The following is a 24,703-nucleotide window of genomic DNA, read 5'->3' as shown; positions in this document are numbered from 1 at the left end:
GATGGACAATATCATCGTGCTTAGTGGCGCCGTATGCCGGCACCCTGAACGCAGTGAGAGTCCGGCGGGTATCCCGCACACTGTTATAACCGTAGAGCACAGAAGCAATCAGCAGGAAGCCGGCCTTAACCGTCAGGCTTATGTCAGAATGCAGATAGTATTAAGCGGCACAGTGTTACATCAGCAAGCTCAAACTTTGACGTTGGGTAGCGTGGTGAAGGTTAGCGGGTTTTTAAACCGGCACCAGAACCGCAGTGGTCAGGCAAAACTGGTACTGCACGCCCAGCAGATTGAACAAATAAGTTAGGAGACAGACAAATGTCACGTTTTTTCCGTCGCCGTAAATTCTGCCGTTTTTCTGCAGAAGGCACTGTAGAGATTGATTACAAAGATACCGCTGTTCTGAAGAACTATGTTACAGAAAGCGGCAAAATCGTACCTAGCCGTATTACTGGTACCAGCGCTAAGTATCAGCGTCAGCTGGCTCGTGCTATTAAGCGCGCTCGCTACCTGGCCTTGTTGCCGTACAGCGACTCACACAGCTAATACAGAAGGGGTATAAGTATGCAAGTTATTCTGTTAGACAAAGTCGCTAACCTTGGTGGTTTAGGTGACAATGTTTCTGTTAAGTCTGGTTATGCTCGTAACTTCTTATTCCCACAGGGTAAAGCAGTTCCGGCTAACAAAGCTAACACCGAAAAGTTCGAACAGCGTCGCGCTGAATTAGAAGCCAAACTGGCTGCTGACTTAGCTGCCGCTAACGACCGCGCTGCTAAGCTGGCAGAACTGGCTGAAGTGACTATCGCTTCTAAAGCCGGTGACGAAGGCAAGCTGTTCGGTTCAGTAGGTACCCGCGATATCGCAGATGCCATTACTGAAGCTGGCGTAAAAGTAACTAAAGCTGAAGTGAAATTACCTAACGGTACTTTACGTGAAACTGGCGAGTTCGACATCGATCTGCAGTTACACGCTGAAGTAGTAGCAACCATTAAAGTTGTTATTATCGCAGAAGCCTAAGGCTATTGGCGCACTGCTGTGCAGTGCGCCACTCTGTTCCTTCCCCCGTTTTATCCAGATTGTATCGCCTCTTTTAAAAAAACTCACAACGTTGCTTTTTATTCTGCCGCGGGCAAGGTAGCATTGCACAGTTATTTCCAATTCTGTCAGGTGTTATGAGCAGTAATAAAGACAAGCAAGTTGCCGGCCTGAAAATGCCTCCGCACTCCATTGAAGCTGAGCAATCTGTGCTGGGCGGTTTAATGCTGGATAATCAGGCCTGGGACCGGGTATCGGAAAAGGTTGTTGAGCAGGATTTTTACCTGCGCTCGCATCGCTTTATATTTAGCGCCATGGCCCGGATTGCTGAGGCTAATCAACCGATCGATTTAATTACGGTTTCTGAAGCACTGGAAGCGAACCAGCAACTGGATGATATTGGTGGTTTTGCTTATTTGGGTGAGATTGCCAAAAATACGCCCAGTGCCGCCAATATTATGGCCTATGCCGATATCGTGCGTGAACGGGCTGTAGTGCGCGATATGATTGCGGTTGCCCATGATATTGCCGACGCGGGTTACGATACCCAGGGCCGCACCAGTGCCGAGCTGCTGGACTTTGCTGAAAGTAAGGTATTTAAGATTGCAGAGCAACGGGCCAACGCAAATGAAGGGCCAGAGCCCATCAATAACATTCTGGCTAAAACCATTGATAAAATAGATGCGCTGTTTCGCTCGCCCCAAACCGGCATTACCGGTTTGTCTTCCGGTTATATGGATCTGGATAAAATGACCAACGGCTTTCAGCCATCCGATTTAATTATTGTGGCGGCACGGCCATCGATGGGTAAAACCACTTTTGCGATGAATCTGTGTGAGCATGCTGCTATTACCAGTGATAAACCGGTACTGATATTCAGCCTGGAGATGCCTTCAGATCAGATTATGATGCGGATGCTGGCCTCACTCGGCCGGATCAATCAGACCAAGGTTCGTACCGGTCAGTTGGAGGATGAAGACTGGGCGCGCTTATCATCGGCCATTGAACTGTTAAACAGCAAAGGCAAAATGTATATCGATGACGCCTCTGGCCTGACGCCGACTGAAGTGCGCTCGCGGGCCCGTCGGGTAGCGCGGGAGCATGGTGGCCTCAGTATGATTATGGTCGACTACTTACAATTAATGACCGTGCCGGGCTTAAGTGAAAATCGCACCCTGGAAATTGCAGAAATATCCCGCTCGCTAAAGTCCTTAGCCAAAGAGCTGAAAGTGCCGGTAATAGCTTTGTCACAGCTAAACCGGGGGCTGGAGCAACGCGCTGATAAGCGGCCGGTGAACTCTGATTTACGGGAGTCGGGTTCTATTGAGCAGGATGCTGACTTAATCATGTTTATCTACCGGGATGAGGTTTATCACGAGGACAGTGCCGAAAAAGGCCTGGCTGAAATTATAATTGGTAAGCAGCGAAATGGCCCTATCGGTAAAGTGCGGTTAACCTTCCATGGTCATTTCTCACGCTTTGACAATTATGCTGGCAGCGCCCGTTTTGAGGACGAATATTAATGTCACGCCGGCCGGTAGCCCAAATTAACCTGGCTGCCATTGGCCATAATTTGCAGCGGGTACAGCAATTAGCGCCTGCAAGCAAGGTATTGGCAGTGTTAAAAGCCAATGCCTACGGCCATGGTCTGGTTAGAGTGGCCCAGGCTTTAAGTGAGGCCGATGCATTTGCTGTGGCACGGATAGACGAAGCCCTGGCATTGCGCACTGCTGGAGTTGTTAAACCCATTGTGTTGCTTGAAGGTTTTTACGAAGCCGCTGAACTCCCCATATTACTGGCAAATAATCTGCAAACCGTGGTGCACAACGAACTGCAACTGGTAGCACTGGAGCAGGCAGAATTAGATGGTCAGCTGAAGGTCTGGTTAAAAATTGATACCGGTATGCACCGGCTTGGTATTTCTCCTGAACAATTTAACGAATTTTATCGTCGGCTATGGCAGTGTCCGGCTGTACAGCCTGGTATCCGGTTAATGAGCCATTTCAGTTGCGCTGATCTGCCAGGAGCAGTAAAAACCAGCGAACAACTGACATTGTTTCAGCAGCTTTGCAGTGATAAAGCCGAGCAGCAAAGTCTGGCCAACAGTGCGGCGATTATTCATGTGCCAGAAAGCCACGGTGACTGGGTAAGACCTGGCTTAATACTGCATGGTATTTCACCATTTACCCATCAGCAGGGGTGGCAGCATCAATTACGGCCGGTTATGCGTTTGAGTAGCCGGTTAATTGCAATGCGCAAGATCAAGCAGGGTGAGACGGTCGGTTATGGTGCAAACTGGCAGGCAGAACAAGATACCTGGATAGGGGTTATTGCGATTGGTTACGGTGATGGCTATCCGCGCCATGCGGTAAGCGGCACACCGGTCTGGCTGGCTGGCAGGGAGGTGCAGCTTGTTGGCAGGGTATCAATGGATATGATTACAGTAGACCTGGGCCAGCAACCGGTAGAAACCATTGGCGCAGAAGCGGTGTTGTGGGGCCCGGAACTGGCCATTGAACGTATTGCAAAGTACGCCGATACTATTCCTTATGAGCTGCTTTGCAATATTACGCCACGGGTAGACTATCAGTACATTACTGTCTGAAAGCCAACCCGCTTACTTATCGAAACTGACTTCAATGTGAACTTTGCCAAACTCTGAATCGAATGGCATTAAAATAGTCGGGCCTTCACATTTATGAGTAATGGTATGGGCTTTACCAGAGACAACTATCGGCGTGGCCATCGAAAACTCGTAGCCCTTGTCGCCTAAAATGCGTTTGGCGCCACCGGTTACCATATTGGTAATTTCGCCAACCATATCGGTTACATCAGCATTGATCGTTTTAGGTTTTTCACCCAGCATCCGGTACATCACTTCCAGTGCTAAACCTTCTTCAAAACTAACAGAAAAAGAGCCTTTAATATCGCTGCCAACCATGCCGATCAGGCCTGACACGTCACCACGGGCTATTTCATCTTTTTTTATCCGAGGCTGCCCGGGCACAATAGTGGTATTGGCCATGGTGCCCAAAACATTGACCAGAGACGATAGGAAAGGGTTGATATACTCTACATTCATGGAACGCGCCTGTAAGTTATACGTTGGAAAAAACCAGCTTGACGTTTTAAGACTAGGAGCATTTTGCTTATCATACAAGCCAGCGTATAAGTTTGCTTTTATTTATGCAACTTGCTGGCATTTATGGCAAAAACCATGAGCTTCAATAGTCTGATGCGTTATCTTAAAACCCCGTTCTGTTGCCAGCTTGCTAAACTCTTGCTGCAGCAATGCCGAGTGTAGCTCGCTTACGCTGCCGCAATTGTCACAGATCAGAAGTTGAGCCGGATGATGATGGCCAAAATGGTGACACAACATAAAGGCATTAGTTGATTCAATTTTATGAATAAAACCCTGCTCGGTTAAAAACTCCAGTGCGCGGTATATCGTGGCAGGTTTGGCTGCTGGCTCAGTTAGCTTTAATCGTTCGAGTAAATCGTAAGCACCCATACCACCGTCAGTTTCTGCCATTAACCGAAAAACTTTTTCCCGGATTGATGTAAAGCGTGCGCCGTTTTTATCGCAAATTGCTTTAGCTCGGATAACTAATGATTCTGTCGACATACTCAATATCATCTCCTGGCAGCAGTCGCTGGCAGTGTAGCATAATGCTTGTTAAGTTCCACGCGTCGGACCGGCTGATAATTGGCTACCTTCGGACATTTTGCCATTATTTGTTGTACAATACGCTGCTTTATCGCTGTTAACACGCTACAGGTACCTGACTTTTGGCAATTCTAGCTATGGACCACAAATTCTCAGTCGCTCCGATGCTCGATTGGACTGATAAGCATTGTCGTTATTTTCACCGGCTAATGAGCAAACACGCTGTGTTGTATACTGAAATGGTTACCACAGGCGCACTTATCCATGGCAAAGGCGATTATCTGGCTTATAACGAGCAGGAGCATCCGCTGGTGCTGCAGTTAGGTGGTTCTAACCCGGTCGAGATGGCAAGGTGCGCCATAATGGCTGAGCAGCGCGGTTATGATGCGGTTAATATTAATGTTGGCTGCCCGTCTGACCGGGTACAAAATGGCATGTTTGGCGCCTGTTTAATGGCTAAACCAGAGCTTGTCGCCAGCTGCGTCAGCGCGATGCTGGATAAAGTCTCGATACCGGTGACAGTAAAAAGCCGGATAGGTATTGATGAGCTCGATTGTTATCAGTTTTTAACCGACTTTGTCGGCATCATTGCTGATGCCGGCTGCCAGCAGTTTATTGTGCACGCCCGTAAAGCCTGGTTAAAGGGGTTAAGCCCGAAAGAAAACCGGGAAATACCTGAGCTGGATTATCCAAGAGTGCATCAGCTGAAAAAAGATTTCCCTCAGCTGGATATCAGTATAAACGGCGGCATAAAGACGCTGGACGACGTGCGCTACCAGTTACAACTGGTAGATGGTGTGATGGTTGGGCGCGAAGCTTACACCAACCCCTATTTGCTCAGTCAGGTTGATCATTTTATTTATGGAGATGAGCAACCGGTACTGAGCCAGCATCAATTAGTCAGAGCTATGCTGCCCTATATCGAGCAACAAATGCAGCAAGGTGCTCGTTTCTGGCATATCGTCCGCCATATGCTGGGCTTATTTCAGGGCTTACCCGGCGCCAGGCAGTGGCGTCGTCATTTAAGTGAAAACGGTCATAAAATTGAGGCCGGGCCAGAGGTGCTGATGCAGGCGCTGGCGTTTGTGCCGGAACACCTTGCATCAACCCGGGCGGTTGAAACTCAGAGTTGAATATGTCTTTAATATTTTGACCAACTCAGTGGTTAATTTAGCTATTTTTTGGTTTTTTATTTTCGGTGCTTTTTTTCAGAATGGAGCGCAAATTTAAAGTCTATATAAATCAGTTGGATACACTTCAGTAAAAGTTGGCATACGCTTTGTAATAGCTAAGTTGTAGTAACAAACAACTTAACTATTATGAAGGAATATTAAATGAAAACGTTAGCCGCTCTTACCTTAACCACTGCCGTACTGTTTACTGCTGCTCCTGCACAAGCCAATCCTGCTACAGATGCATTACAGCAATTAGCAGCGAATCAGATAGCTGAGCTCAAAATTGCAGTTGCCCAGCAGGCGCGTCAGGCAATGGAGAAAACAGCCGCCGAGGTTCGTCAATTGTTGCAGGTGGAAGCTGAAGTGAAGCCACAAAAAGACGTAATAGCCAAAGCGGATAACAAGCCGTCGGCAGAGTAACCGATGCTGACCGCAAGCAGTTTATTGCTGCTGTATTTACTGCCAGTTGTCACTATGTTTTCGGCGTTTGTGTTGTGGACCGTTGTTACGCCAGTATTAATGTTGTGGCTTAAAGCCCGGAGTTAGCTGTTCCGGGCCCATACCATTTTAAGGTTATAACTTTGTGCTAAGTCGCTGTTACCCACCCCTATTTGGTGTAAGATACGCTAAACTTGTTAAGGGAGCGTAACATGATTCGACTAACTGCTTTTATATTCATTGCTGCTTTTGCTCTGTCGGGAACCCCTGTAAATGCGTCGGAAATAACAGTTACCGAAGGCCAGGTTAGGGTGCCTATGCCCGGTCGAACCGTAACCGCGGGCTATTTTACTATTAATAATAATACCTCTGAAGCAATTAAGCTGCTCTCAGCTGACAGCGCGGCATTTGAACGTGCTGAGTTGCATCAGCATACCCATCAGGATGGGGTGATGCGTATGGAGCATGTGTCCCATATCGATATTGCTGCAAATGGCAGTGTTAGTCTGCAGCCTGGGGGGCTTCATCTGATGCTGTTTAATCCGGTACAACCGTTACTCGCAGGTGAAAGTGTGATGGTAGTTCTGCGTTTTAGCAATGGTCAGCAGCTGGAGTTGAGTATGCCGCTAACTGAAATGCCTCGTCGCTAAGGATTAATCATGAGTAAACGTAATTTTGCATACTTTATTGCAGGGCTGCTGTTATTTTGTTTCGTTGTGATCAGCTGGTGGGTCAGCAGAGAACCAGCGCTGATGACAGAAGACGGAACGCAGCTAGAGCAAACTTCAGATGTCAGTTCTCTTAACCGGAATACGGTGGGTTATACCACCACCACCGCGCTGATAAAAGTGACCGAAACCTTGCTGGATAAGCCGGGTGGCTATCTGGCAAATGATATTCTGCCGCCGTACAGCCTGCTTGATAATATGCCAGCTTGGGAATTTGGTGTGCTGGAAATGTCACGTGATCTGGCACTGGCATTTCGTAAAGATTTCAGTCGTTCGCAATCTCAGTCAGCTGAAAATGAATTTTTGAAGGTCGCTCAGCCTCAATTTAATATCGACCATCGAAGCTGGGCAATTCCCAGTGCCGAGTCTGAATATCGTAAAGCGATTGCTCAGCTTTATTTGTATCGCGATGCATTGTCTGACAGTAGCAGTGCAGGCAGTCAGTTTTATGCCCGCGCAGACAACCTGCGGGACTGGCTTAAAAATGTTGAAAAGCGATTAGGCAGTTATTCTCAAAGGCTGAGTGCCAGCGTTGGTCAGGACCGGCTGAACACTGATCTTGCCGGCGACGCAGCTGCCCGTCAGTCTACTGATGGTCCTCGCCATCAGGTTGTTAAAACAAGCTGGTGGAAGATTGATGATGAGTTTTACGAAGCCCGCGGTGCAGCCTGGGCGTTGCTGCATTATCTTAAGGCAGTTGAAGTAGACTTCGCCGAAGTACTGCACCGGCGCAATGCCATGGTCAGTCTGCAGCAGATCATCCGGGAACTGGAGGCGACCCAACAGCCGATCTGGAGTCCGATGGTATTAAATGGCAGTGGCTTTGGTTTACTGGCCAACCATAGTTTGGTGATGGCAAACTACATTTCCCGTGCCAATGCAGCACTGATTGATTTATCAGAATTATTAACTCAAGGATAAGCAGTATGAAAAAATACACCGTCATCAAAACTCTGTTGCCTGTTATGCTGGGGTCAGTACTATTTTCCGGACAGACCTGCGCTGATACGCTGTTGGGGGTATATGTTGGTGGTGATGGTTGGCGCACAGATGTAACAGGCAGTTTTGGCAACAGCGAACCGGCTCCAGCGTTTGCTTTTAACAGCAAGACCCAAGGCTCTTTTTATATTGCACTCGAACATCCGGTTCCTGTGTTGCCAAATATCAGAGTGGCGCACAATCAACTTGAAGCACAGGGCGTAACATTAATTGATAGTCAGTTTAGTTTCGGCGGTGAGAACTTTACGGTGAACACGACGGTTGCCAATCAGGTAGATCTGACGAACACTGATATCGTGCTTTACTATGAAATCCTGGATAACAGTCTGGTTGCTCTCGATTTTGGCCTTAATGCCAAACATGTAGACGGGTCAGCTTCAGTTTCTGAACAAAGCCCAAATGGCTTACAGGGCGAGGAGACAGTGTCACAATGGTTACCTTTAGTGTATATCAGTAGTAAAGTTGGCTTACCGTTAACTGGTTTGGACGTATTTGCCCAGGGCAGTTACATCGGCTGGAGTGATAGCCGGATGTATGATGTGCAAGCCGGGGTTGGTTACGAAATTGTCGATTCGCTAGCGGTTGATATCAGAATTAAAGTGGGTTACCGGGCAGTTAATTTGCGACTGGATGATTTGGATAACTTATATAGTAATCTTGATTTTAAAGGCGTTTTTGCTGGAATCGAGTTGCACTTTTAAACTACCGAACTGATGGCGCTCAGGCAATCCAGCAGAAATTTGCTGCCGCTCAGGCTGATAAGGCTCTACCCTTGTTGCTTGTGTGAAATCACTTTATAGTAACTTTACTCTGACCGGTGGCAATATCATTTTGACAAACATTTTCAGACAGTTAATTGTTCCCTGGCTGCTTGCTCTGCTCCTGTCATGGATACTTGTAATCGTATGGCTGCACAATGAAGTTCGTAACCAGCAATTACAGCAAATTCAGCAGCTGGCACTAACTGTTAATTATGCAGTCCAGGCCAATCTGCCCGCCAATGACAGTGAGCAGCTGGCAAATCAGCTGCGACAAATACACAATAGTTCTGGTTTATCAGTGCAGTATATTGCTGCTTACAATGCACAATCACAGTTAATTGCCAGTAGTGGCACCGCCAGACCGGCCCCTGTTATTGATGTTGTAGCTGATATATATCAGGTTAGCAGCCAGTCTGACGGAACCCTGCGTGCTGTATTACCAGTAAGTGCCGGCCTGGGCAGTGAGCGGCCAACTGCTGCCCCACCGCTGGCCGATAACGGTTTTGTTGTGATCGTTTTTAATACCAAACAACCTGACGGGCTATTATGGTTAGTCCCGCTAGCCCTGTTAACAGTGGCTTTAGCGGTTGGCCTGGTGGTAAGCATTGGTTCAGTAAAACGAGGCCAGTTGCGGCTTGCTACCGATGTGGAACTTATCGCTCATCACTGCAGGCGGTTGCAAAACACCGGGCAGCAGCGAGAGATAGCCGGCTCACTTATTCCTGCGTTGGAACCTCTGAGACACGCATTTAATGACCTGGCAAATATACTTGAACAAAATCAGCAGGCCACAGAGCAATTGGTGCAGCAACTAACGCAGCGGGCTCACCATGTCACCGCACAGTTAGCAGAACAAGAACAGCAAAGGCAAATGCTTACGACGAAGCAGCAGGAGCAGCAGCGTCACTTGCAGCACTGGTTTGAACAGACCATGCTGCTGTGGCATCGCAAAGAGCAGTTGCAACCGGCTCAGTTACGTCGTCTATTGCAAATGCACTTGTTAGCGGGACAGTATCAGTTCAGCGCTCACAGTCTGAAAGGGCAACCTGTAGTGCTCAGCAATTGGTTAGCAGAGCAGCGTGATGAGCTTAATGAAATGTTGCCTTCAGCGGCAATCAGCCTCGACTGGCAGGAGCACTCAGCTAACCTGACTTATACCGTAAATATTTGTCAGAAAACCTTAAAGTCATTACTACAGGCGCTGCTTACGCTGTGTTTTCGGATCGAAGATATAAGCAAAGTAGCCATTTCCCTCCAGTTACAGCCAGACGAACCTCAGCCTGTGCTTCGACTAACCGCCAGTTGCAATGGCAACGGTTTACCAGGGCATTGTCGGGAGTTAATTGCAGCGGGTGATCCGCTCGGTTTGCAGTGGAGTGATGCCGACCTTGCCTTGCTTAATTCGATAAAATCGGCTGGCGCAGTTTTTAGTTCTCAGTCGCTTGATGGTCTGGGCTGTATTTTAGAGCTAACGGTTCCGGTGCAGGCTGAACCGGTTAGTGGCGTAAAAATGTTGCAGCATATCTTAGTATTTGATGCTGACGAAGAACGGGGGCAGCTACGCTGCTCGGCGTTAAAAGGATTGGCGTCTCAAGTCAGTAAATGTCAAAAGCTCACAGAGTTGTCGCAATTTATTGAACATAAAGCATTTGATTTGATTTTGTTATTTTTGCCGCAGTACTCTGACACGGTCAACAGCCAGCAAATAGTCAGGTTCAGGCAGTTAAACCCGACAATACTATGCTTCGCAGCACCTGATGCACTGCCGCAATGGCAGAAATTAATCCCCGATGTGTTGGCTACCCAACAGTTTTGTCTTGGTATGGTGCAGGAAATAGCTGAGCAATCGTCAATTCCATCAAAGTTACAACAAATTCTGGTGGTAGATGATAACGAAACAAATCTGGCATTCGTGCAGGTGCTTTTGAAGAACAAACCGCTGGTTTTACATACTGCAACAACAGCTGCAGAAGTTTTTTCACTTTGTCAGCAGCAGCGCTTTGATATGATTCTGCTTGATATTCAGCTGCCCGATATGTCCGGAGTCGATATTGCTAAACAATTACGCCAGATGCCGGACTATCGGCAAATACCTATTGTCGCGTTTACTGCACACGCTATGCCTGCCGAAATAGAACGCTATCGCGAAGCGGGTATGGACGATATTGTTTTTAAACCGCTTGAACCTGCAAGGTTAGATACCTTACTGACCAAATTTTCACTTGCGCACCGCCAGAACTAACCGGGTTATTGTTCGACGTCAGTTTATTTAAACGCGAGTACCGCACCAAGTTGCTGCTGCAAGGTGGTTAAGTAACCACTGTGAGTCGGGCTGTTCAGTAGCGGCAGTAGCTCATTGCCAACCACAGTATACTTGTAATATTGCAATACTACGCCGCGCTGCAGCGCAGTACATTCCAGGGTCTGGCTTTGAAACTGCCAACTGAAGTGTTGTCCGGGTTGTAATTCACCACTTTCAATTTCAACGTTGTGTAAGATGCCGATATCAACCAGATTAAGGATCTGCGGATAAGTTAAACCAAACTGACTTAAATTGAGCAATGCCATTCTTTTGCCGGTAAGCAATTGCCAGAGGGTGGGTTTGCGGATATAGCCAAAATAAATGCGTCCACTTTGTTCTTGTCTGCTGCGGCAGCTCAGACTGGCGGCCAATTGCAGGCTTTGTGCTTCCTTATAACTCATCAGTTTCAGCGTTTGCAGGGTTTTCAGGGAGAACCGGCCTGGTGTAGCGATTTCACCGGCCAGTATTTTTGCCCACAGTTGTTGCATGCTGTGGTTTGAGATGTCGAGGACTAATTCACAGTATTGGGAAAACCAGTCAGGATCTACTTCCTGGGTGGAAACCCGCTCCGGACAATATTCTAACGCCAGCGCCATAATTTTTTCCAGATTTTGTTGCTGGCGTTCACGCTGCATTTGCAGGCGACGACTGACGCGCTGCGCCAGATTAAGCCCCCCTTCCGGGTCAGGTGCGCCAGAACGGGCGGCCAGCTGCTGATGTTTAGCGTTGGCTGGTGACTGGTCGTTAATGTCGGCGGCTGCGTCATCACTAATTGCAGCCGCTTTGCCAGCAACCGGCGCACCAAGATGGTAACGTGCCAGCTTCAGCAACCGCTGCTGACCGGACGCCGCGTTTACTTTACTCAAAATTAATCCGATATGACATAAGCGAAAAAAGTTATCTTTGCATTTAGCTGCGATAGCGGCAAGTAGCAGCGATAATTTATATCAGGTTGTGAAAAATTTCTAATAAGATAGAAAATAAACAACAATTCATTTTTTGTTTTTTATGTTAAGCATGTATATTTAAGTCATGAGACAAATAAAGGCGTAATCATGAAATCGAATGAAACAGATGAAGATTTTCTGTTTTTCGCAGAAGACGAGCAAACCTCGTCTGAACCGGAGCTTGCAGTTGGCGTCTGGAATATTCTCATTGTAGATGACGACGAAGAAATTCATACGGTTACTAAGCTGGCACTGAACGACCTGATTGTTTTGGGCCGTAAACTTTGTTTTCATCACGCATACTCCGGTGATGAAGCCATCCGGTTTTTGCATAACAACAGCAATATAGCAATGGTACTGCTTGATGTTGTTATGGAGTCTGATGACGCTGGTTTAAAAGTGGTGCAACGGATCCGTGATGAGCTGCATCTGGAAGAATTACGCATTGTACTCAGAACGGGACAACCCGGTTACGCGCCGGAAGAAAGCGTAATTAAAGAATATGATATTAACGATTACAAAACAAAAACAGAGTTAACCCGCGGTAAATTAGTCACCGCTATTATTGCTTCAATCCGCTCATATCAGCAAATTCGTACCATTAATCAGAACCGGATTGGTTTGCAGAAAATTATCAATGCCGGTGCTAACCTGCTTGAGCAGCATTCGCTGCACGAATTTTCGGAAGGGGTTGTCACTCAGATCGCATCATTAATTGGCTTACATGCTGAAGGGGTGCTTTGCGCGCAGATTGAGGACGACGGCAGTACCAGCGACAAAATATATGTACTTGGCGCCGCCGGCCACTATGCTCCTTTTATTAAATGTCAGTTGGACAAAATAGATAACCCGCGGATAGTTCAGCAAATCAACTTATGTTTAAGTCAGCGGCAGAACATTTTTGGTCAGCAGGACACGGTGTTATATCTTGGCAGCGACAGCCACTGTGCGGCCGTATATATTGAAACAAACCGGCCAATTGAAGCGTTTGACCGGCAACTGATTGAAGTGTTTTTAAGTAACATTTCAATTGGCTATGAAAATGTTACATTGTTTCAGCAGCTTAAACATGCAGCCTATATTGATCCTTTAACCAAAACCCCAAACCGCAACGAGTTCATCCAGATCCTGCAGGACACCCGTCGTTTTGATGCGCAGGGGATGGTTGCAGTGCTGGTTGATATTGATCATTTTTCTGATGTTAACGATGGTCTGGGGCAGGATGTTGGCAATGAATTGCTAATTGCCCTGACATTACGACTGATCTCGTTCTTTGGTACCAGTTGTCAGCTTGGCCGGATTGGCGCAGATGTGTTTGGTTTGGTCGGGCCGGCGCATGAGTTGACGCCTGAGCGGTTAGAAGAAGTATTTAACGAGCCATTTCAGGCCTCTGAACATGCTCTGCAGGTTAATGCCACGTTTGGACTATGCCGGCTGACAGACTCTGCCGAGCAAGGTTTGACCATTTTAAAACATGTTTATATAGCATTAAATAAAGCTAAAAAAAGTATCAGCCAGAGCTATCAGTTTTATCAGCCAGAAATGGAAGATGAAATGGCTGAGCGCTTGTCACTGCTGCGAAAGCTGCGCAGTGATTTTAGTCGCGACAAACTTGAATTGTGGTACCAACCGCAGGTTTCTTTAACCAGTAAACAAGTGGTTGGGATGGAGGCGTTATTGCGCTGGCCGGTGGCGGACGGGCAGTATATTTCACCAGCGGTTTTTATTCCGCTGGCAGAGTATTCTGGCTTGATTGTTGAAATTGGCAGTTGGGTACTTGAACAGGCTTGTCAGCAAATCAGGCATCTGGCGACACAGGGATATAGTAATTTACGCATTGCAGTGAACGTATCAATGCCACAATTTCGAAACCATCATTTTGTGCAGACGGTAATTGATTGTGTTAACCGCTACAATATTGACCCGGCGTTATTAGAGTTGGAAATTACAGAGTCGGTAGTGATGGATGAGCCGAAAATTGTGATTGATGCCCTGCAGAAACTGAAAAATGCCGGTATTAAAGTGGCAATAGATGACTTTGGTATTGGCTTTTCGTCATTAAGTTATCTGCAGCAATTACCGTTGGACCGGATTAAAGTTGACCGTGCTTTTGTGCGTGAAGTGACTGAGCCTGCCGGTGAAGTTATCGCTCAAACTATTATTAATTTGGGTAAAAGGCTGGGCCTGTCAACGATTGCTGAAGGTGTCGAAACCGAAGCGCAGCAACAAGCTGTTGCCGCTATGGGTTGTGATGAAGTTCAGGGCTTTTTGTTTGCTAAACCTATGTCCGCTGCCCAGTTACTGATATTTTTAGCAGATAACAATACTGAAAAAAGCGGATAAGCCGGTCTACTGTCAAAAAATAAAGCCGCAGATTGCGGCTTTATTTTCAATATAAACTCAGAAAGTCTGTGCTTATTTCTTTGCCCGCTCAAATGACGTCATAATTTCTGCTTTGGCCGCAGCTGCATCGCCCCAGCCAAGCACTTTAACCCATTTACCTGGTTCCAGCTCTTTATAGCGCTCGAAAAAGTGCTGAATTTGTTGCTTTAACAGCTCAGGCACATCATTAATGTCCTGAATATGATCATACAATTTAGTCAGTTTACTTACCGGTACAGCAATAACTTTAGCGTCTTCACCCGCTTCGTCTGACATATTTAATACACCAACCGGCCGGCATTTAATCACTGCACCTGGTACCAATGGATAAGGGGTAGGAACTAATACATCTACCGGGTCACCATCCAGCGATAAGGTGTGGTTTACAAAGCCATAGTTGCAGGGATAAAACATCGGCGTTGACATAAAACGATCAACCCAAACGGTGCCGGTATCTTTATCTACTTCATATTTAATCGGATCGGCATTGGCCGGAATTTCAATGATAACATTAATTTCATCTGGCAGATTCTTACCTGCTGCAACATCGCTTAAGCTCATGGTCTGGTCCTTTGGTTCACAATAAAATTCGTTTAAAAATGGCGCCTATTATAGCGCCGGCATTAGAAATGGCTACGCTTTGTGATAACCAATACAGGTTTCCACTTCATGTTTTGAGCCCAGAATAACTGCAACCCGCTGATGGATATCTGTCGGCACAATTTCCATTATCCGCTGGTAGCCGGTTGAACTCATACCGCCTGCCTGTTCTACCAGAAAGCTCATTGGATTGGCTTCATACATTAGTCGCAATTTATCGGGTTTCTGCGGATCTTTGCTATCCCGGGGATAGGCGAATATACCGCCGCGACACAGTACCCGATGCACATCACCTACCATGGCTGCTATCCAGCGCATATTAAAGTTTTTGCCACGCGGACCGGTTTTGCCCAGAAGTAAGTCGGCAACATAGCGCTGCATTGGCTCCTGCCAGAATCGCTGATTCGACATATTAATGGCAAACTCTGTTGTATATTTGGGAATTGCCGCCTGATCTTCAGTTAGCAAAAAACCACCATAGGTGTTATCCAGTGTATACAAGCGGGTGCCATGACCAGTTGTCAGGGCCAGCATGGTAGACGGACCATATAACACATAGCCGGCAGCAACCTGGGCGGTGCCAGGCTGCAAAAATAAGCTGCTGTCATCAGGGGCTTTGTCAGGGTCGGCTGGCAAAATGGAAAAAATAGTACCGATCAGGCTGTTAATGTCGGTGTTTGACGAGCCATCAAGTGGGTCAAAGGTAACCAGATACTTACCGTGTGGGTTGCCTGCAACAATGGTGTCTTCTTCTTCAGAGCTGATGGCCTTTACTACGCCGGTTTCCAAAATCACTTCTTTGAGTAATTCATTGGCAATAACATCAAGTTTTTTTTGGGTTTCCCCTTGAATATTTTCGCCCAGGGTAGAACCTAATACTCCAGCCAGTTCACCCTGACTGACCCGAAAAGCGATTTCACGGCAGGCGGCAAGAATAGTTTTCAGCAGGGCTATTAAATCAGGTTCCACTCCGTCCTGTTGCAGTACCGGGGAAATGCGGCGCATTTTATTATTCCTTTTGTTGCTGTAGTAAAGTTGTAGGGCCGGGCTATTTTAAAGAATTTATTGTTAAATTGCAGTTTTGATCGTAGTTTTATCTGTTTTTCTGTGACTAACGGGCCTGCACAGGCAGGAAATAACTGATGCATATTCATATTTTAGGTATTTGTGGCACCTTTATGGGCGGCATAGCCGCAATTGCCAAAGCGCTGGGCCATCAGGTTACCGGTGCTGATCAGAATGTATATCCACCGATGAGTGAACAATTGGCTGAACTGGGTATTGGTCTGGTGCAAGGGTATGACAGCAGCCAGTTCAGCCCGGAGCCTGATTTAGTGATCATCGGCAATGCATTATCCCGCGGCAATGAGGCGGTGGAATATGTGCTAAGCCGTGGCTTGCGTTATACCTCTGGCCCACAGTGGCTGGCTGAGCAGGTATTACAGGACCGCTGGGTACTGGCTGTGGCGGGTACTCATGGTAAAACCACCACCAGCAGCATGCTGGCCTGGATTTTAGAGGCCGCAGGCCTGACGCCGGGTTTTCTGATTGGCGGCGTGCCACAGAATTTTGATACTTCGGCCCGGCTGGGCGAGTCGCCATTTTTTGTGATTGAAGCGGATGAATACGATACGGCCTTTTTTGACAAACGTTCAAAGTTCGTCCACTACCGGCCCCGCACTCTGGTGATTAATAATCTTGAGTTTGACCATGCCGATATTTTCCCCGATTTAGCCGCCATTCAGCGCCAGTTTCATCACCTATTGCGAATGGTGCCAGCCAATGGTCTGGTGTTATCGCCGGAAGATACCAAAGCAGTCAGTCAGACGCTGGCTATGGGGTGCTGGAGTGAGCGCCAGAGTTATGGCCAGGACTGGCGGGCAGAACTGATTAATAATGATGGCAGCGCATTTAAACTCTATTACCGGCAACAGCTACAAGGCGAGCTGCAGTGGCAGCTGGGGGGGCAGCATAATGTCGATAATGCGGTAATGGCGATAGCCGCGGCCCGCCATGCCGGGGTACCGGTAACCGTTGCGCTGGAAGCGATGGCTAAGTTCGTGGCGCCAAAAAGGCGAATGGAGCTTAAAGCCGACATTGCCGGTATTAAGGTCTACGATGACTTTGCCCATCACCCCACGGCTATTGCCACTACTTTGCAAGGGGTGCGCAATAAAGTGGGCCAGGGCCGCTTAATTGCGGTGTTGGAACCACGCTCTAATACCATGCGAATGGGTGTGCATGAAGCCGCGTTGCCGGTTTCATTAGCCATTGCTGATAAAGTTTATTTATATGAGCCCGCCAATGCTAACTGGTCGCTGGAAGCATTAACCCGCAGTTTAAGCCCGAAAGCCGTTTTATCGCATGATATTGAGGCGCTGGTTGGTTTACTGGTTGGGCAGGCGGCGAAAGGTGATAACATTGTCATTATGAGTAATGGCGGTTTTGGCGGCATACACGACAAGCTGATCGGCGCGCTGGCGCGCAAATGGGAGTAAGCATGCGGGAAATAACCTTAGCCTTTACCGGTGCGTCAGGTGCGCCTTATGGCTGGCGTTTGCTGGAGCTGCTATTACAGCAGGGGATCAGGGTGCATCTGCTGGTTTCAAGCGCCGCGCGGGTAGTATTTGCTACTGAACACAATATTAAACTGGCCGGCGCGCCGGATAAGTGTACCCGCCAGCTGCAAGAATTATTTAACTGTGCAGATAATCAGCTGACAGTTTATGGCAAAGATGATTGGTTTTCGCCGGTTGCCTCAGGTTCTGCTGCACCAAAACAGATGGTAATTTGTCCGTGTTCTACCGGCACGGTGGCAGCAATTGCCTGCGGTGCCAGCGACAATTTAATAGAGCGTGCGGCAGATGTGGTCATTAAAGAAGGCGGTAAACTGATTTTAGTGCCGCGTGAATCACCGCTAAGTGCTATTCATCTGGAAAACCTGCTAAAGCTGGCAAGGCTTGGCGTCACTATTATGCCGGCAGCACCGGGGTTTTATCATCAGCCAAAACAAATCAGTGATTTAGTCGATTTTATGGTCGCGCGCATCCTGGACCAGCTTGGGGTGTCGCAGCAGCTGACCGCCCGTTGGGGCTACGGCGGTGAACGGCCAGCGCCTGATTCAGGCAGCAGAGCAGAGACAGGAGAAAGTGAGTGAGTCTGGCGTTAGATATTTCCGCGTTACATAAAGTGTATAAAAGTGGCACCGTTGCCTTAAGTGGTATTGATTTACAGGTGAAACAAGGCGATTTTTTTGCACTGCTTGGCCCAAATGGCGCCGGTAAAAGTACCACTATTGGTGTGATAACCTCCCTGGTGAATAAAAGCGGTGGCAAGGTAAGTGTATTTGGCTTTGACATTGACGATCAGCTGGAGCAGGCAAAAAGCCAGTTAGGGCTGGTGCCGCAGGAGTTTAATTTCAATCAGTTTGAAACGGTGCTGCAAATTGTGGTGCATCAGGCCGGCTACTATGGCGTGCCGAAGAAACTCGCCCTGGAGCGGGCAGAGAAATATTTAAGCCAGCTGGGGTTATGGGATAAACGGCACGCCCGGGCCCGGGAGCTGTCTGGTGGTATGAAACGACGGCTGATGATCGCGCGCGCTCTGATGCACGAGCCTAAGCTGCTGATCCTGGATGAGCCAACAGCTGGCGTTGATATTGAACTGCGCCGTTCAATGTGGGAGTTTCTGCGCAACATTAATAAAGCAGGGGTTACCATTATTCTGACCACCCATTATCTGGAAGAAGCAGAAATGCTTTGTCGCAATATCGCCATTATTGATAAAGGTCAGATTATTGAAAATACCAGTATGAAGGCACTGTTAAACAAATTGACTATTGAAACCTTTATTCTGGATCTGGATCAGGACCCAGCCAATTTGCAGCTGGACCAGATAAAATGGCGGGTGCTGGATGAACACAGCATCGAAGTTGATATAGCTAAAAGTGACGGCTTAAACCCGATTTTTGAGCAGCTGAGCCAGCAAAAAGTGAATGTGTTGTCGATGCGAAATAAAGCGAATCGGTTAGAGGAGTTGTTTGTGGCATTGGTCGAAAATGGTCGGGGGGAGGCAAAATAATGCAAGCCAGCTACCTGATTGCTCTGCAAAGTATTTTAAGTAAAGAAATTACCCGTTTCATGCGGATCTGGGTGCAAACCCTGGTGCCACCTGCCATTACCATGAGTCTGTATTTTGTCATTTTTGGCAGTTTAATCGGTTCGCGGATTGGTGATATGGGCGGCTTCAGTTATATGGAGTTTATAGTACCCGGGTTAATTATGATGGCGGTCATTACTAATTCGTATGCCAACGTGGCGTCATCTTTTTTCAGTGCTAAGTTTCAGCGAAACGTCGAAGAGTTGCTGGTAGCGCCGGTGCCTAATTACCTTATTGTGCTGGGGTATGTTGGTGGCGGTATGGCACGTGGCATGCTTGTCGGCATTATCGTGACAATTCTGTCGCTGTTTTTTGTTGATATTCAAATTCACAATCTGGCAATTATTATTGTTACTGTTGTTCTGACATCCATGTTGTTTGCACTGGGTGGCTTAATCAATGCTGTTTATGCCAAAACCTTTGACGATATCAGTATTATTCCTACTTTTGTGCTGACGCCACTGACTTATCTCGGCGGTATATTTTACTCGTTGTCGATGTTGCCCGGTTTCTGGCAAAACGTAGCAGCGTTAAATCCAATAGTGTATATGGTTAATGCCTTTCGCTACGGCTTTCTGGGGGTCAGTGATGTCAGCCTGGTGCTGGCACTCGCGGTAGTAACCAGCTTTATTGTAGTGATGTTCAGCTTTGCCCTGTATTTAATTAACCGTGGTGTCGGCCTGCGCAGCTAGTGTGTGATCATGGTCACTGGGGTGCCAGTGAAATTTTTGCAGACATTTTTGGGCAGTTGCAGTAGAGTTAGGCCCTTTCTTTGCCCCGGTCTGCCGTCTGATATCAGAGGACTGAAGTGGGGCCTGATTCGGCTCAGTGAGTAGCATAACGCATGACAGAACCGACAAAACGGCTGGCCGCCGCCTCTGAAGATGCGCTTTGGCGCATATTTACCGTGCCTGAGGCGCCGGACTCCACCCTGAGCATTATTGAACAGAATCTGTCACAGAACCTGGCAGGCTTTCTGCGGGAAAGTATTGTCGCGCTGGAAAAGCCACTCTGGCAAATTGAGCGGGATTTTCAGGCACATCAAATTCCTTTGTCGCCGCAGTTCGTCTCCGATTATGCCGAAAGCATGATGCAAAAGCTGGTTGCCCATTCTGTGCATACTGCTTCACCCAGTTTTATCGGCCATATGACCTCAGCGTTACCGTACTTTGTGCTGCCGCTGTCAAAAATGATGGTTGGGTTAAACCAGAACCTGGTGAAAATTGAAACCTCTAAAGCTTTTACGCCGTTGGAGCGTCAGGTATTGGGGATGATGCATCATCTGGTTTATGGTGAAAAAGATAGCTTCTATAAAAAGTGGATGCACAGCGCCAATCACTCGTTGGGCGCCTTCTGCTCGGGCGGTACTGTCGCCAATATTACTGCGCTGTGGATCGCCCGCAACCGTTTGTTAAAAGCTGATGGCGACTTTAAAGGTATTGCCCGGGAAGGCTTATTCCGGGCGCTGAAGCATTATGGTTACGATGGTTTGGCCATTGTGGTATCAGAACGCGGCCATTACTCGTTAGGTAAAGCAGCTGATGTGCTGGGCATTGGCCGTGACTATGTCGTTAGTGTAAAAACTGATGCCGACAACAAAGTTGATGTTGCGCAGATGCAGCAGGTGCTCAGTGAGTTAACTGCAAAAAATATTAAGGTGCTGGCCATTGTTGGTGTGGCAGGTACTACCGAAACCGGCAATATTGACCCACTTGGCCAACTGGCCGATTTGGCAGAGCAGTTTCAGTGTCACTTTCATGTTGATGCCGCCTGGGGCGGTGCCACGTTATTGTCTGATCAGTACCGGCATTTAATGGCCGGTATAGAGCGGGCTGATTCGGTGACAATTGATGCCCATAAGCAAATGTATGTGCCGATGGGTGCCGGTATGGTGGTGTTTAAGCACCCGTCATCAGCCCATGCCATTGAGCATCATGCCGAGTATATCTTGCGTAAAGGCTCTAAAGATTTGGGTAGTCAGACCCTGGAAGGTTCGCGCCCAGGTATGGCGATGCTGGTCCATGCCTGTCTGCAGGTGATTGGCCGCGATGGCTATGAAATTCTGATCAACCGCTCGCTGGAAAAAGCCCGCTATTTTGCCACCCTAATTGAGCATAATATTGATTTTGAGCTGATTACCGCGCCTGAGTTGTGTTTACTGACCTACCGCTATGTGCCGGCGCAGGTGCAAAAAGCCATGGCTGTGGCAACGAGCGAGCAGCGTCAGCAGTTTAACGAGCTGTTAAACGGCCTGACTAAATTTATTCAGAAACGCCAGCGGGAAGAGGGTAAGTCGTTTGTCTCGCGCACCCGCTTAACCCCGGCCGCCTACAACCGCCAGGAAACTATCGTGTTCCGGGTGGTATTAGCGAACCCGCTGACCACTGAGCAAATTCTGCATGATGTATTGGTGGAGCAGGATCAGATAGCCCAGCAAAATAAAGAGTTTTATCCAAAGCTATTGCAGCTGGCGAAAACGCTGACAGGCTGATAGTCATGCGTGCGAAAGTCCGACGCAACATTGTTATGGTACTGGTTGCTATCGCTATTGTTGCGCTGTGGTTGGGTTATCCACGTGATAAAGCAGCAACCGCCAATGAATCGTTGCGGGTATCAACTGAAGAGCGAGTAACAGCCCAAGATACTAATCCCTCAATTGCTGGTAACCCCGGCAAACCGTTATCAGAAAATCTGCCTGAGCAAGGTGATATAACAGTTTTACCTGCTGATATTTCGGCCGAATCAGAAGAGCCAGTAGCAAATCAAAACTGCCAGGCACTGGAGCAAGCACTGCAAAGCCATCCGGCCAGAGATCAGTTTCAGGACTGGTATCAAAAAGAACTGTCTGCTGATCTGCATGAGAGCTACTATCAGCGCCTCAGTATGGAAGAACTGTTGCAACAAGCTCAAGCAGCTGATATCCATGCTATGCGTATGCTGGCTGAGAAATATCTTCGTTATGCCCTGTTTCAGCGCTATGACCAGCCAGATAAGCAACAGCAGTCAACAGTTTTGGATCGTTCAGCGCTGGCTCAAGCGCGCTACTGGGCTGAACAAGCAGCGCTGCATGGATATGGTGGTGCATTTTTACAATTGGCAGAAATGTACTTTGTTGACTGGAAGGATGCAGAGCGTCAGCTCGCTCCGGAACAGCGAGAAGCGGATTTAGATGAGCAGGTTAACGATACTCAATTGATGGTTAGAGCATATTTGCAGCTGTCCATTGATGTTATGCCGGACCTGTTTGATTTGCTTTATCCGCTGCGTGAGCAGTTAGGAAATGATAAGTTGTCAACTGAGCAACTGACACGCTTCAATGAAATGTATCCCACGTTACGGTCTGAATGGCGCGAAAAGCGCGCAATGTTAGGGTTGCCAGCGGAGCTGGAATTTAACATTCCGGTTGAAGTCGAGCAGTACATTCAGTTGCTAAATCGTGAGGTTAGCTGCGCCAACAACAGTCAGTAGTTCGCCTGACCAGCCCAGATCAGCCCTAAGGCCAGCAGCAATGGGTAGAGATGACAAAGCAACACATTTAAACCCAGATAAGGCTGCAGTTGCTGCGGTTTGTCAGCAAAGCGGGATAACCCCGGTAGCACCTTTGCTACCAGTGCCAGACTTAACAGCGCCAGTAAACATTGCCAGGGTAAAATCCTGCTGATTACGCCTGCAATCAGCAGCAGATAACTTAGTAATAACAGTAAGGTATACACACTGGCGCTATGGCGCCGGCCAATCACAATAGGGAGGTGCCGCCTGCCTACCTGACGATCTGCCTCAACGTCCGGAAACTGGTTTAGCAGTAATAAATTGCTAACCAGTAAAGTGACGATCAATGCCAGCAGCCACGCCGCAGCACTTATATTGCCGGCAAGTACCCAGTAACTGCCCAGCGTCATAAAAATGCCAAAGCCAATACCCGGTGCCAGTAAGCAGAGCAGTGGCCAGCGGTTAATGTGCCGGGTGTAGCCATAAATCAGCAGGACCCCGGGTATACCGATGAGTAACGGTTGCCAGTTTAGCTGGTAGCTCAGATATAAGCCGCCGGCGATAACCAGCGTCATACTGACGATTGCCAGCACTAAGGCCAGATTAGCGGCAGCAGGATGATTAATCAGGGTGCCGCTGCCACCACTGAACGGCGTTCGGTTGGTGAGAAAATCCAGACCGGATTTAAAATCAAGGTATTCATTCAGCGCATTGACACTTATATGGGCACATAATCCTGTTACCGTAACCAGAGCCAGCAATATTGGCGATAACAAATGACCTGCCTGCCAGCTTGCGCTGGCTGCCAGAGCGATACACACCAGGGTAAGGCTTAAAAAGTTGACCCGGGCCAAACCGAAAATGGGATGCAGCAAATCAGGCTCCTGTTACCCTTAGTTGTAAAAGAGTATAGCTATCCGTTAGCTTAAGGTTTGATCTGAGACATTTTTTCGGTATTTATGTTGTAAACTAATAATGAATTGCTATTGTCGGTGCTGTTAAGCAGCAAAAGGCTTACTTAAATTTAAGGAATACCTATGCGGATTATATTAATACTCATGTCGGTGCTGTTACTAACCAGTTGTCAGAGCGCCTATTACTCGACGATGGAGAAGGTTGGTGTTCACAAACGGGATATTCTGGCAGACCGGGTTAATAAAGCACAAGACGCCCAGCAGGAAGCCCAGCAGGAGTTTAAATCGGCCCTGGAGCAATTTAGCACGTTGATAAAGTTTGACGGTGGCGATTTGCAAAAACAGTACGAGCAAACCGATGAGCAATACCAGAACTGCAGCGAAGCCGCTGCATTAGTCTCGGAGCGGATAAACAGCATTGAAGATGTGGCAGAAGCGTTGTTTGATGAGTGGCAGGAAGAATTGGACATGTATACCAACGCCAAGCTGAAGCAGGAAAGTGCTGCCAAACTTAAATCGACCCAACGCCAGTACCAGCAATTGCTGAATACCATGCGTCAGGCCGAAAGCTCGATGGCACCGGTACTGGATAGCCTGCGCGATAACAGCTTGTATCTGAAACATAATCTCAATGCTCAGGCTATTGGTGCGCTACGCAATGAGTTTGCCAGCATAGAGCGGGACATTACCAAGCTTATCAGTAATATGAATAAAGCGATTAGCGAGTCGCAACAATTTATTGCTACCCTTAAACAATAGCCAACGCCCACAGAAGTGCGTTATAGAATAATGAAACCAAACAGGAGAGTATGATGTCAGGACAGGGCTCGGGTGGGAATGTCATCGCCGCGTTGTGTAATATTTTTGTGCCGGGTTTAGGGCAGCTGGTACAGGGGCGAATATTGGCAGCGTTGTTGTTTTTTGTGATTTGTGCGGTGGGTTATGCATTATGGTGGCTGATTATACCAGCCATTATTGCTGCCATTGCCCATTTATGGGCCATTATAGACGCGGCGAAATTCCGGGCCCGGCTGTAGCGGCTGGTTAATTTGTTATTCGTAAGCTGAAACCGCCGGTTCAGCCTGTCATTTCGTCAACCAGAAGAGCC

At 47.8% G+C, this 24,703-nt stretch carries 26 protein-coding genes; 20 read left to right on the top strand and 6 right to left on the bottom strand.

Annotated features, from left to right (window positions below):
• Window position 1: 1 nt before the first annotated feature.
• From priB to alr, 5 genes are all read left to right on the top strand, one after another.
• The gene (gene priB, locus KQY15_RS16650; RefSeq protein ID WP_217671044.1) at window positions 2-307 is read left to right on the top strand and encodes a primosomal replication protein N; all 306 of its coding nucleotides are present in this window, start codon (window positions 2-4) and stop codon (window positions 305-307) included.
• 11 nt (window positions 308-318) lie between these two features.
• The gene (gene rpsR, locus KQY15_RS16645; protein ID WP_008218940.1) at window positions 319-546 is read left to right on the top strand and encodes a 30S ribosomal protein S18; all 228 of its coding nucleotides are present in this window, start codon (window positions 319-321) and stop codon (window positions 544-546) included.
• Between the two features lie 18 nt (window positions 547-564).
• Complete coding sequence (gene rplI, locus KQY15_RS16640; RefSeq protein WP_217671043.1) at window positions 565-1,017, top strand: 50S ribosomal protein L9; 453 nt, start codon at window positions 565-567, stop codon at window positions 1,015-1,017.
• 155 nt (window positions 1,018-1,172) lie between these two features.
• Window positions 1,173-2,558 carry a replicative DNA helicase gene (gene dnaB, locus KQY15_RS16635; RefSeq protein WP_019675939.1) on the top strand — a complete coding sequence of 462 codons (1,386 nt, stop codon included), beginning with the start codon at window positions 1,173-1,175 and terminating at the stop codon, window positions 2,556-2,558.
• Window positions 2,558-3,640 (top strand): alanine racemase, encoded by a 1,083-nt coding sequence (gene alr, locus KQY15_RS16630; RefSeq protein ID WP_217671042.1) that lies wholly within the window; start codon window positions 2,558-2,560, stop codon window positions 3,638-3,640. The genes dnaB and alr overlap by 1 nt, the downstream gene beginning before the upstream one ends.
• Before the next feature lie 12 nt (window positions 3,641-3,652).
• Here alr and KQY15_RS16625 read toward each other — a convergent pair whose 3' ends face one another.
• Together KQY15_RS16625 and zur are read right to left on the bottom strand one after the other, a co-directional pair.
• Window positions 3,653-4,117 carry a chemotaxis protein CheX gene (locus tag KQY15_RS16625; RefSeq protein ID WP_217671041.1) on the bottom strand — a complete coding sequence of 155 codons (465 nt, stop codon included), beginning with the start codon at window positions 4,115-4,117 and terminating at the stop codon, window positions 3,653-3,655.
• 102 nt (window positions 4,118-4,219) lie between these two features.
• Complete coding sequence (gene zur, locus KQY15_RS16620; protein ID WP_217671146.1) at window positions 4,220-4,660, bottom strand: zinc uptake transcriptional repressor Zur; 441 nt, start codon at window positions 4,658-4,660, stop codon at window positions 4,220-4,222.
• Between the two features lie 179 nt (window positions 4,661-4,839).
• On the opposite strand from zur, the gene dusA reads away from it, so the two are divergent.
• The 6 genes from dusA to KQY15_RS19270 all read left to right on the top strand — a co-directional run bounded on the left by dusA (window position 4,840) and on the right by KQY15_RS19270 (window position 11,045).
• Complete coding sequence (dusA, locus tag KQY15_RS16615; protein ID WP_217671145.1) at window positions 4,840-5,835, top strand: tRNA dihydrouridine(20/20a) synthase DusA; 996 nt, start codon at window positions 4,840-4,842, stop codon at window positions 5,833-5,835.
• Between the two features lie 201 nt (window positions 5,836-6,036).
• Window positions 6,037-6,297: a hypothetical protein gene (locus tag KQY15_RS16610; protein ID WP_217671040.1), complete on the top strand. Its 261-nt coding sequence runs from the start codon at window positions 6,037-6,039 to the stop codon at window positions 6,295-6,297.
• A 230-nt stretch (window positions 6,298-6,527) separates the two neighbouring features.
• Complete coding sequence (locus KQY15_RS16605; RefSeq protein WP_217671039.1) at window positions 6,528-6,965, top strand: copper chaperone PCu(A)C; 438 nt, start codon at window positions 6,528-6,530, stop codon at window positions 6,963-6,965.
• Between the two features lie 9 nt (window positions 6,966-6,974).
• Complete coding sequence (locus tag KQY15_RS16600; protein WP_217671038.1) at window positions 6,975-7,964, top strand: DUF2333 family protein; 990 nt, start codon at window positions 6,975-6,977, stop codon at window positions 7,962-7,964.
• Window positions 7,965-7,969: 5 nt separating this feature from the next.
• Window positions 7,970-8,743, top strand: coding sequence for a TIGR04219 family outer membrane beta-barrel protein (locus KQY15_RS16595; protein WP_217671037.1), 774 nt, complete (start codon window positions 7,970-7,972; stop codon window positions 8,741-8,743).
• Between the two features lie 82 nt (window positions 8,744-8,825).
• A complete protein-coding gene (locus tag KQY15_RS19270) occupies window positions 8,826-11,045 on the top strand; it encodes a response regulator (protein ID WP_217671036.1) in 2,220 nt (739 codons plus the stop codon).
• A 23-nt stretch (window positions 11,046-11,068) separates the two neighbouring features.
• On the opposite strand, the gene KQY15_RS16585 is transcribed toward KQY15_RS19270, so the two are convergent.
• Window positions 11,069-11,971 carry a TIGR03899 family protein gene (locus KQY15_RS16585; RefSeq protein ID WP_217671035.1) on the bottom strand — a complete coding sequence of 301 codons (903 nt, stop codon included), beginning with the start codon at window positions 11,969-11,971 and terminating at the stop codon, window positions 11,069-11,071.
• A gap of 189 nt (window positions 11,972-12,160) precedes the next feature.
• Between KQY15_RS16585 and KQY15_RS16580 the strand changes: the two genes are divergently transcribed.
• A complete protein-coding gene (locus KQY15_RS16580) occupies window positions 12,161-14,395 on the top strand; it encodes an EAL domain-containing protein (protein ID WP_217671034.1) in 2,235 nt (744 codons plus the stop codon).
• Window positions 14,396-14,467: 72 nt separating this feature from the next.
• Here KQY15_RS16580 and ppa read toward each other — a convergent pair whose 3' ends face one another.
• Together ppa and KQY15_RS16570 are read right to left on the bottom strand one after the other, a co-directional pair.
• Window positions 14,468-14,995, bottom strand: coding sequence for an inorganic diphosphatase (gene ppa / locus KQY15_RS16575; RefSeq protein ID WP_097111474.1), 528 nt, complete (start codon window positions 14,993-14,995; stop codon window positions 14,468-14,470).
• A 72-nt stretch (window positions 14,996-15,067) separates the two neighbouring features.
• Window positions 15,068-16,039, bottom strand: a complete 972-nt coding sequence (locus KQY15_RS16570) for a class 1 fructose-bisphosphatase (RefSeq protein WP_217671033.1) — start codon at window positions 16,037-16,039, stop codon at window positions 15,068-15,070.
• Window positions 16,040-16,176: 137 nt separating this feature from the next.
• Here KQY15_RS16570 and mpl point away from each other — a divergent pair, with 137 nt between their 5' ends.
• The 6 genes from mpl (at window position 16,177) to KQY15_RS16540 (ending at window position 22,660) form a co-directional block, all read left to right on the top strand.
• Window positions 16,177-17,532 carry a UDP-N-acetylmuramate:L-alanyl-gamma-D-glutamyl-meso-diaminopimelate ligase gene (gene mpl, locus KQY15_RS16565; RefSeq protein ID WP_217671032.1) on the top strand — a complete coding sequence of 452 codons (1,356 nt, stop codon included), beginning with the start codon at window positions 16,177-16,179 and terminating at the stop codon, window positions 17,530-17,532.
• 2 nt (window positions 17,533-17,534) lie between these two features.
• Window positions 17,535-18,191 (top strand): flavin prenyltransferase UbiX, encoded by a 657-nt coding sequence (locus KQY15_RS16560; protein ID WP_217671031.1) that lies wholly within the window; start codon window positions 17,535-17,537, stop codon window positions 18,189-18,191.
• A complete protein-coding gene (locus tag KQY15_RS16555; RefSeq protein WP_217671030.1) occupies window positions 18,188-19,114 on the top strand; it encodes an ABC transporter ATP-binding protein in 927 nt (308 codons plus the stop codon). The genes KQY15_RS16560 and KQY15_RS16555 overlap by 4 nt, the downstream gene beginning before the upstream one ends.
• Complete coding sequence (locus KQY15_RS16550) at window positions 19,114-19,884, top strand: ABC transporter permease (RefSeq protein ID WP_217671029.1); 771 nt, start codon at window positions 19,114-19,116, stop codon at window positions 19,882-19,884. The genes KQY15_RS16555 and KQY15_RS16550 overlap by 1 nt, the downstream gene beginning before the upstream one ends.
• A 152-nt stretch (window positions 19,885-20,036) precedes the next feature.
• On the top strand, window positions 20,037-21,683 hold the full coding sequence (gene panP, locus KQY15_RS16545) for a pyridoxal-dependent aspartate 1-decarboxylase PanP (protein WP_217671028.1): 1,647 nt from the start codon (window positions 20,037-20,039) through the stop codon (window positions 21,681-21,683).
• Between the two features lie 5 nt (window positions 21,684-21,688).
• Window positions 21,689-22,660 (top strand): hypothetical protein, encoded by a 972-nt coding sequence (locus KQY15_RS16540; protein WP_217671027.1) that lies wholly within the window; start codon window positions 21,689-21,691, stop codon window positions 22,658-22,660.
• On the opposite strand, the gene KQY15_RS16535 is transcribed toward KQY15_RS16540, so the two are convergent.
• The gene (locus tag KQY15_RS16535; RefSeq protein ID WP_217671026.1) at window positions 22,654-23,556 is read right to left on the bottom strand and encodes a prenyltransferase; all 903 of its coding nucleotides are present in this window, start codon (window positions 23,554-23,556) and stop codon (window positions 22,654-22,656) included. The genes KQY15_RS16540 and KQY15_RS16535 overlap by 7 nt on opposite strands.
• A gap of 162 nt (window positions 23,557-23,718) precedes the next feature.
• On the opposite strand from KQY15_RS16535, the gene KQY15_RS16530 reads away from it, so the two are divergent.
• Together KQY15_RS16530 and KQY15_RS16525 are read left to right on the top strand one after the other, a co-directional pair.
• Entirely contained in the window at window positions 23,719-24,354 is a 636-nt protein-coding gene (locus KQY15_RS16530; protein ID WP_217671025.1) for a DUF2959 domain-containing protein, read from the top strand.
• Window positions 24,355-24,404: 50 nt separating this feature from the next.
• Window positions 24,405-24,632: a hypothetical protein gene (locus tag KQY15_RS16525; protein ID WP_254795785.1), complete on the top strand. Its 228-nt coding sequence runs from the start codon at window positions 24,405-24,407 to the stop codon at window positions 24,630-24,632.
• Window positions 24,633-24,703 lie beyond the last annotated feature (71 nt).

It is taken from the genome of Arsukibacterium indicum, from assembly GCF_019100565.1.
GTDB classification, from domain to species: Bacteria; Pseudomonadota; Gammaproteobacteria; order Enterobacterales; family Alteromonadaceae; genus Alishewanella; species Alishewanella indicum.
The sequence above is the reverse complement of the archived record's forward strand: the minus strand, read 5'-3'. Positions and strand labels throughout refer to the sequence as shown.

What these genes read in the sequence shown, in the direction of transcription:
- priB (WP_217671044.1), top strand. Translation starts at nt 2, where the DNA reads ATGGACAATATCATCGTGCTTAGTGGCGCCGTATGCCGGCACCCTGAA.
- rpsR (WP_008218940.1), top strand. Translation starts at nt 319, where the DNA reads ATGTCACGTTTTTTCCGTCGCCGTAAATTCTGCCGTTTTTCTGCAGAA.
- rplI (WP_217671043.1), top strand. Translation starts at nt 565, where the DNA reads ATGCAAGTTATTCTGTTAGACAAAGTCGCTAACCTTGGTGGTTTAGGT.
- dnaB (WP_019675939.1), top strand. Translation starts at nt 1,173, where the DNA reads ATGAGCAGTAATAAAGACAAGCAAGTTGCCGGCCTGAAAATGCCTCCG.
- alr (WP_217671042.1), top strand. Translation starts at nt 2,558, where the DNA reads ATGTCACGCCGGCCGGTAGCCCAAATTAACCTGGCTGCCATTGGCCAT.
- KQY15_RS16625 (WP_217671041.1), bottom strand. Translation starts at nt 4,117, where the DNA reads ATGAATGTAGAGTATATCAACCCTTTCCTATCGTCTCTGGTCAATGTT.
- zur (WP_217671146.1), bottom strand. Translation starts at nt 4,660, where the DNA reads ATGTCGACAGAATCATTAGTTATCCGAGCTAAAGCAATTTGCGATAAA.
- dusA (WP_217671145.1), top strand. Translation starts at nt 4,840, where the DNA reads ATGGACCACAAATTCTCAGTCGCTCCGATGCTCGATTGGACTGATAAG.
- KQY15_RS16610 (WP_217671040.1), top strand. Translation starts at nt 6,037, where the DNA reads ATGAAAACGTTAGCCGCTCTTACCTTAACCACTGCCGTACTGTTTACT.
- KQY15_RS16605 (WP_217671039.1), top strand. Translation starts at nt 6,528, where the DNA reads ATGATTCGACTAACTGCTTTTATATTCATTGCTGCTTTTGCTCTGTCG.
- KQY15_RS16600 (WP_217671038.1), top strand. Translation starts at nt 6,975, where the DNA reads ATGAGTAAACGTAATTTTGCATACTTTATTGCAGGGCTGCTGTTATTT.
- KQY15_RS16595 (WP_217671037.1), top strand. Translation starts at nt 7,970, where the DNA reads ATGAAAAAATACACCGTCATCAAAACTCTGTTGCCTGTTATGCTGGGG.
- KQY15_RS16580 (WP_217671034.1), top strand. Translation starts at nt 12,161, where the DNA reads ATGAAATCGAATGAAACAGATGAAGATTTTCTGTTTTTCGCAGAAGAC.
- ppa (WP_097111474.1), bottom strand. Translation starts at nt 14,995, where the DNA reads ATGAGCTTAAGCGATGTTGCAGCAGGTAAGAATCTGCCAGATGAAATT.
- KQY15_RS16570 (WP_217671033.1), bottom strand. Translation starts at nt 16,039, where the DNA reads ATGCGCCGCATTTCCCCGGTACTGCAACAGGACGGAGTGGAACCTGAT.
- mpl (WP_217671032.1), top strand. Translation starts at nt 16,177, where the DNA reads ATGCATATTCATATTTTAGGTATTTGTGGCACCTTTATGGGCGGCATA.
- KQY15_RS16560 (WP_217671031.1), top strand. Translation starts at nt 17,535, where the DNA reads ATGCGGGAAATAACCTTAGCCTTTACCGGTGCGTCAGGTGCGCCTTAT.
- KQY15_RS16550 (WP_217671029.1), top strand. Translation starts at nt 19,114, where the DNA reads ATGCAAGCCAGCTACCTGATTGCTCTGCAAAGTATTTTAAGTAAAGAA.
- panP (WP_217671028.1), top strand. Translation starts at nt 20,037, where the DNA reads ATGACAGAACCGACAAAACGGCTGGCCGCCGCCTCTGAAGATGCGCTT.
- KQY15_RS16540 (WP_217671027.1), top strand. Translation starts at nt 21,689, where the DNA reads ATGCGTGCGAAAGTCCGACGCAACATTGTTATGGTACTGGTTGCTATC.
- KQY15_RS16530 (WP_217671025.1), top strand. Translation starts at nt 23,719, where the DNA reads ATGCGGATTATATTAATACTCATGTCGGTGCTGTTACTAACCAGTTGT.
- KQY15_RS16525 (WP_254795785.1), top strand. Translation starts at nt 24,405, where the DNA reads ATGATGTCAGGACAGGGCTCGGGTGGGAATGTCATCGCCGCGTTGTGT.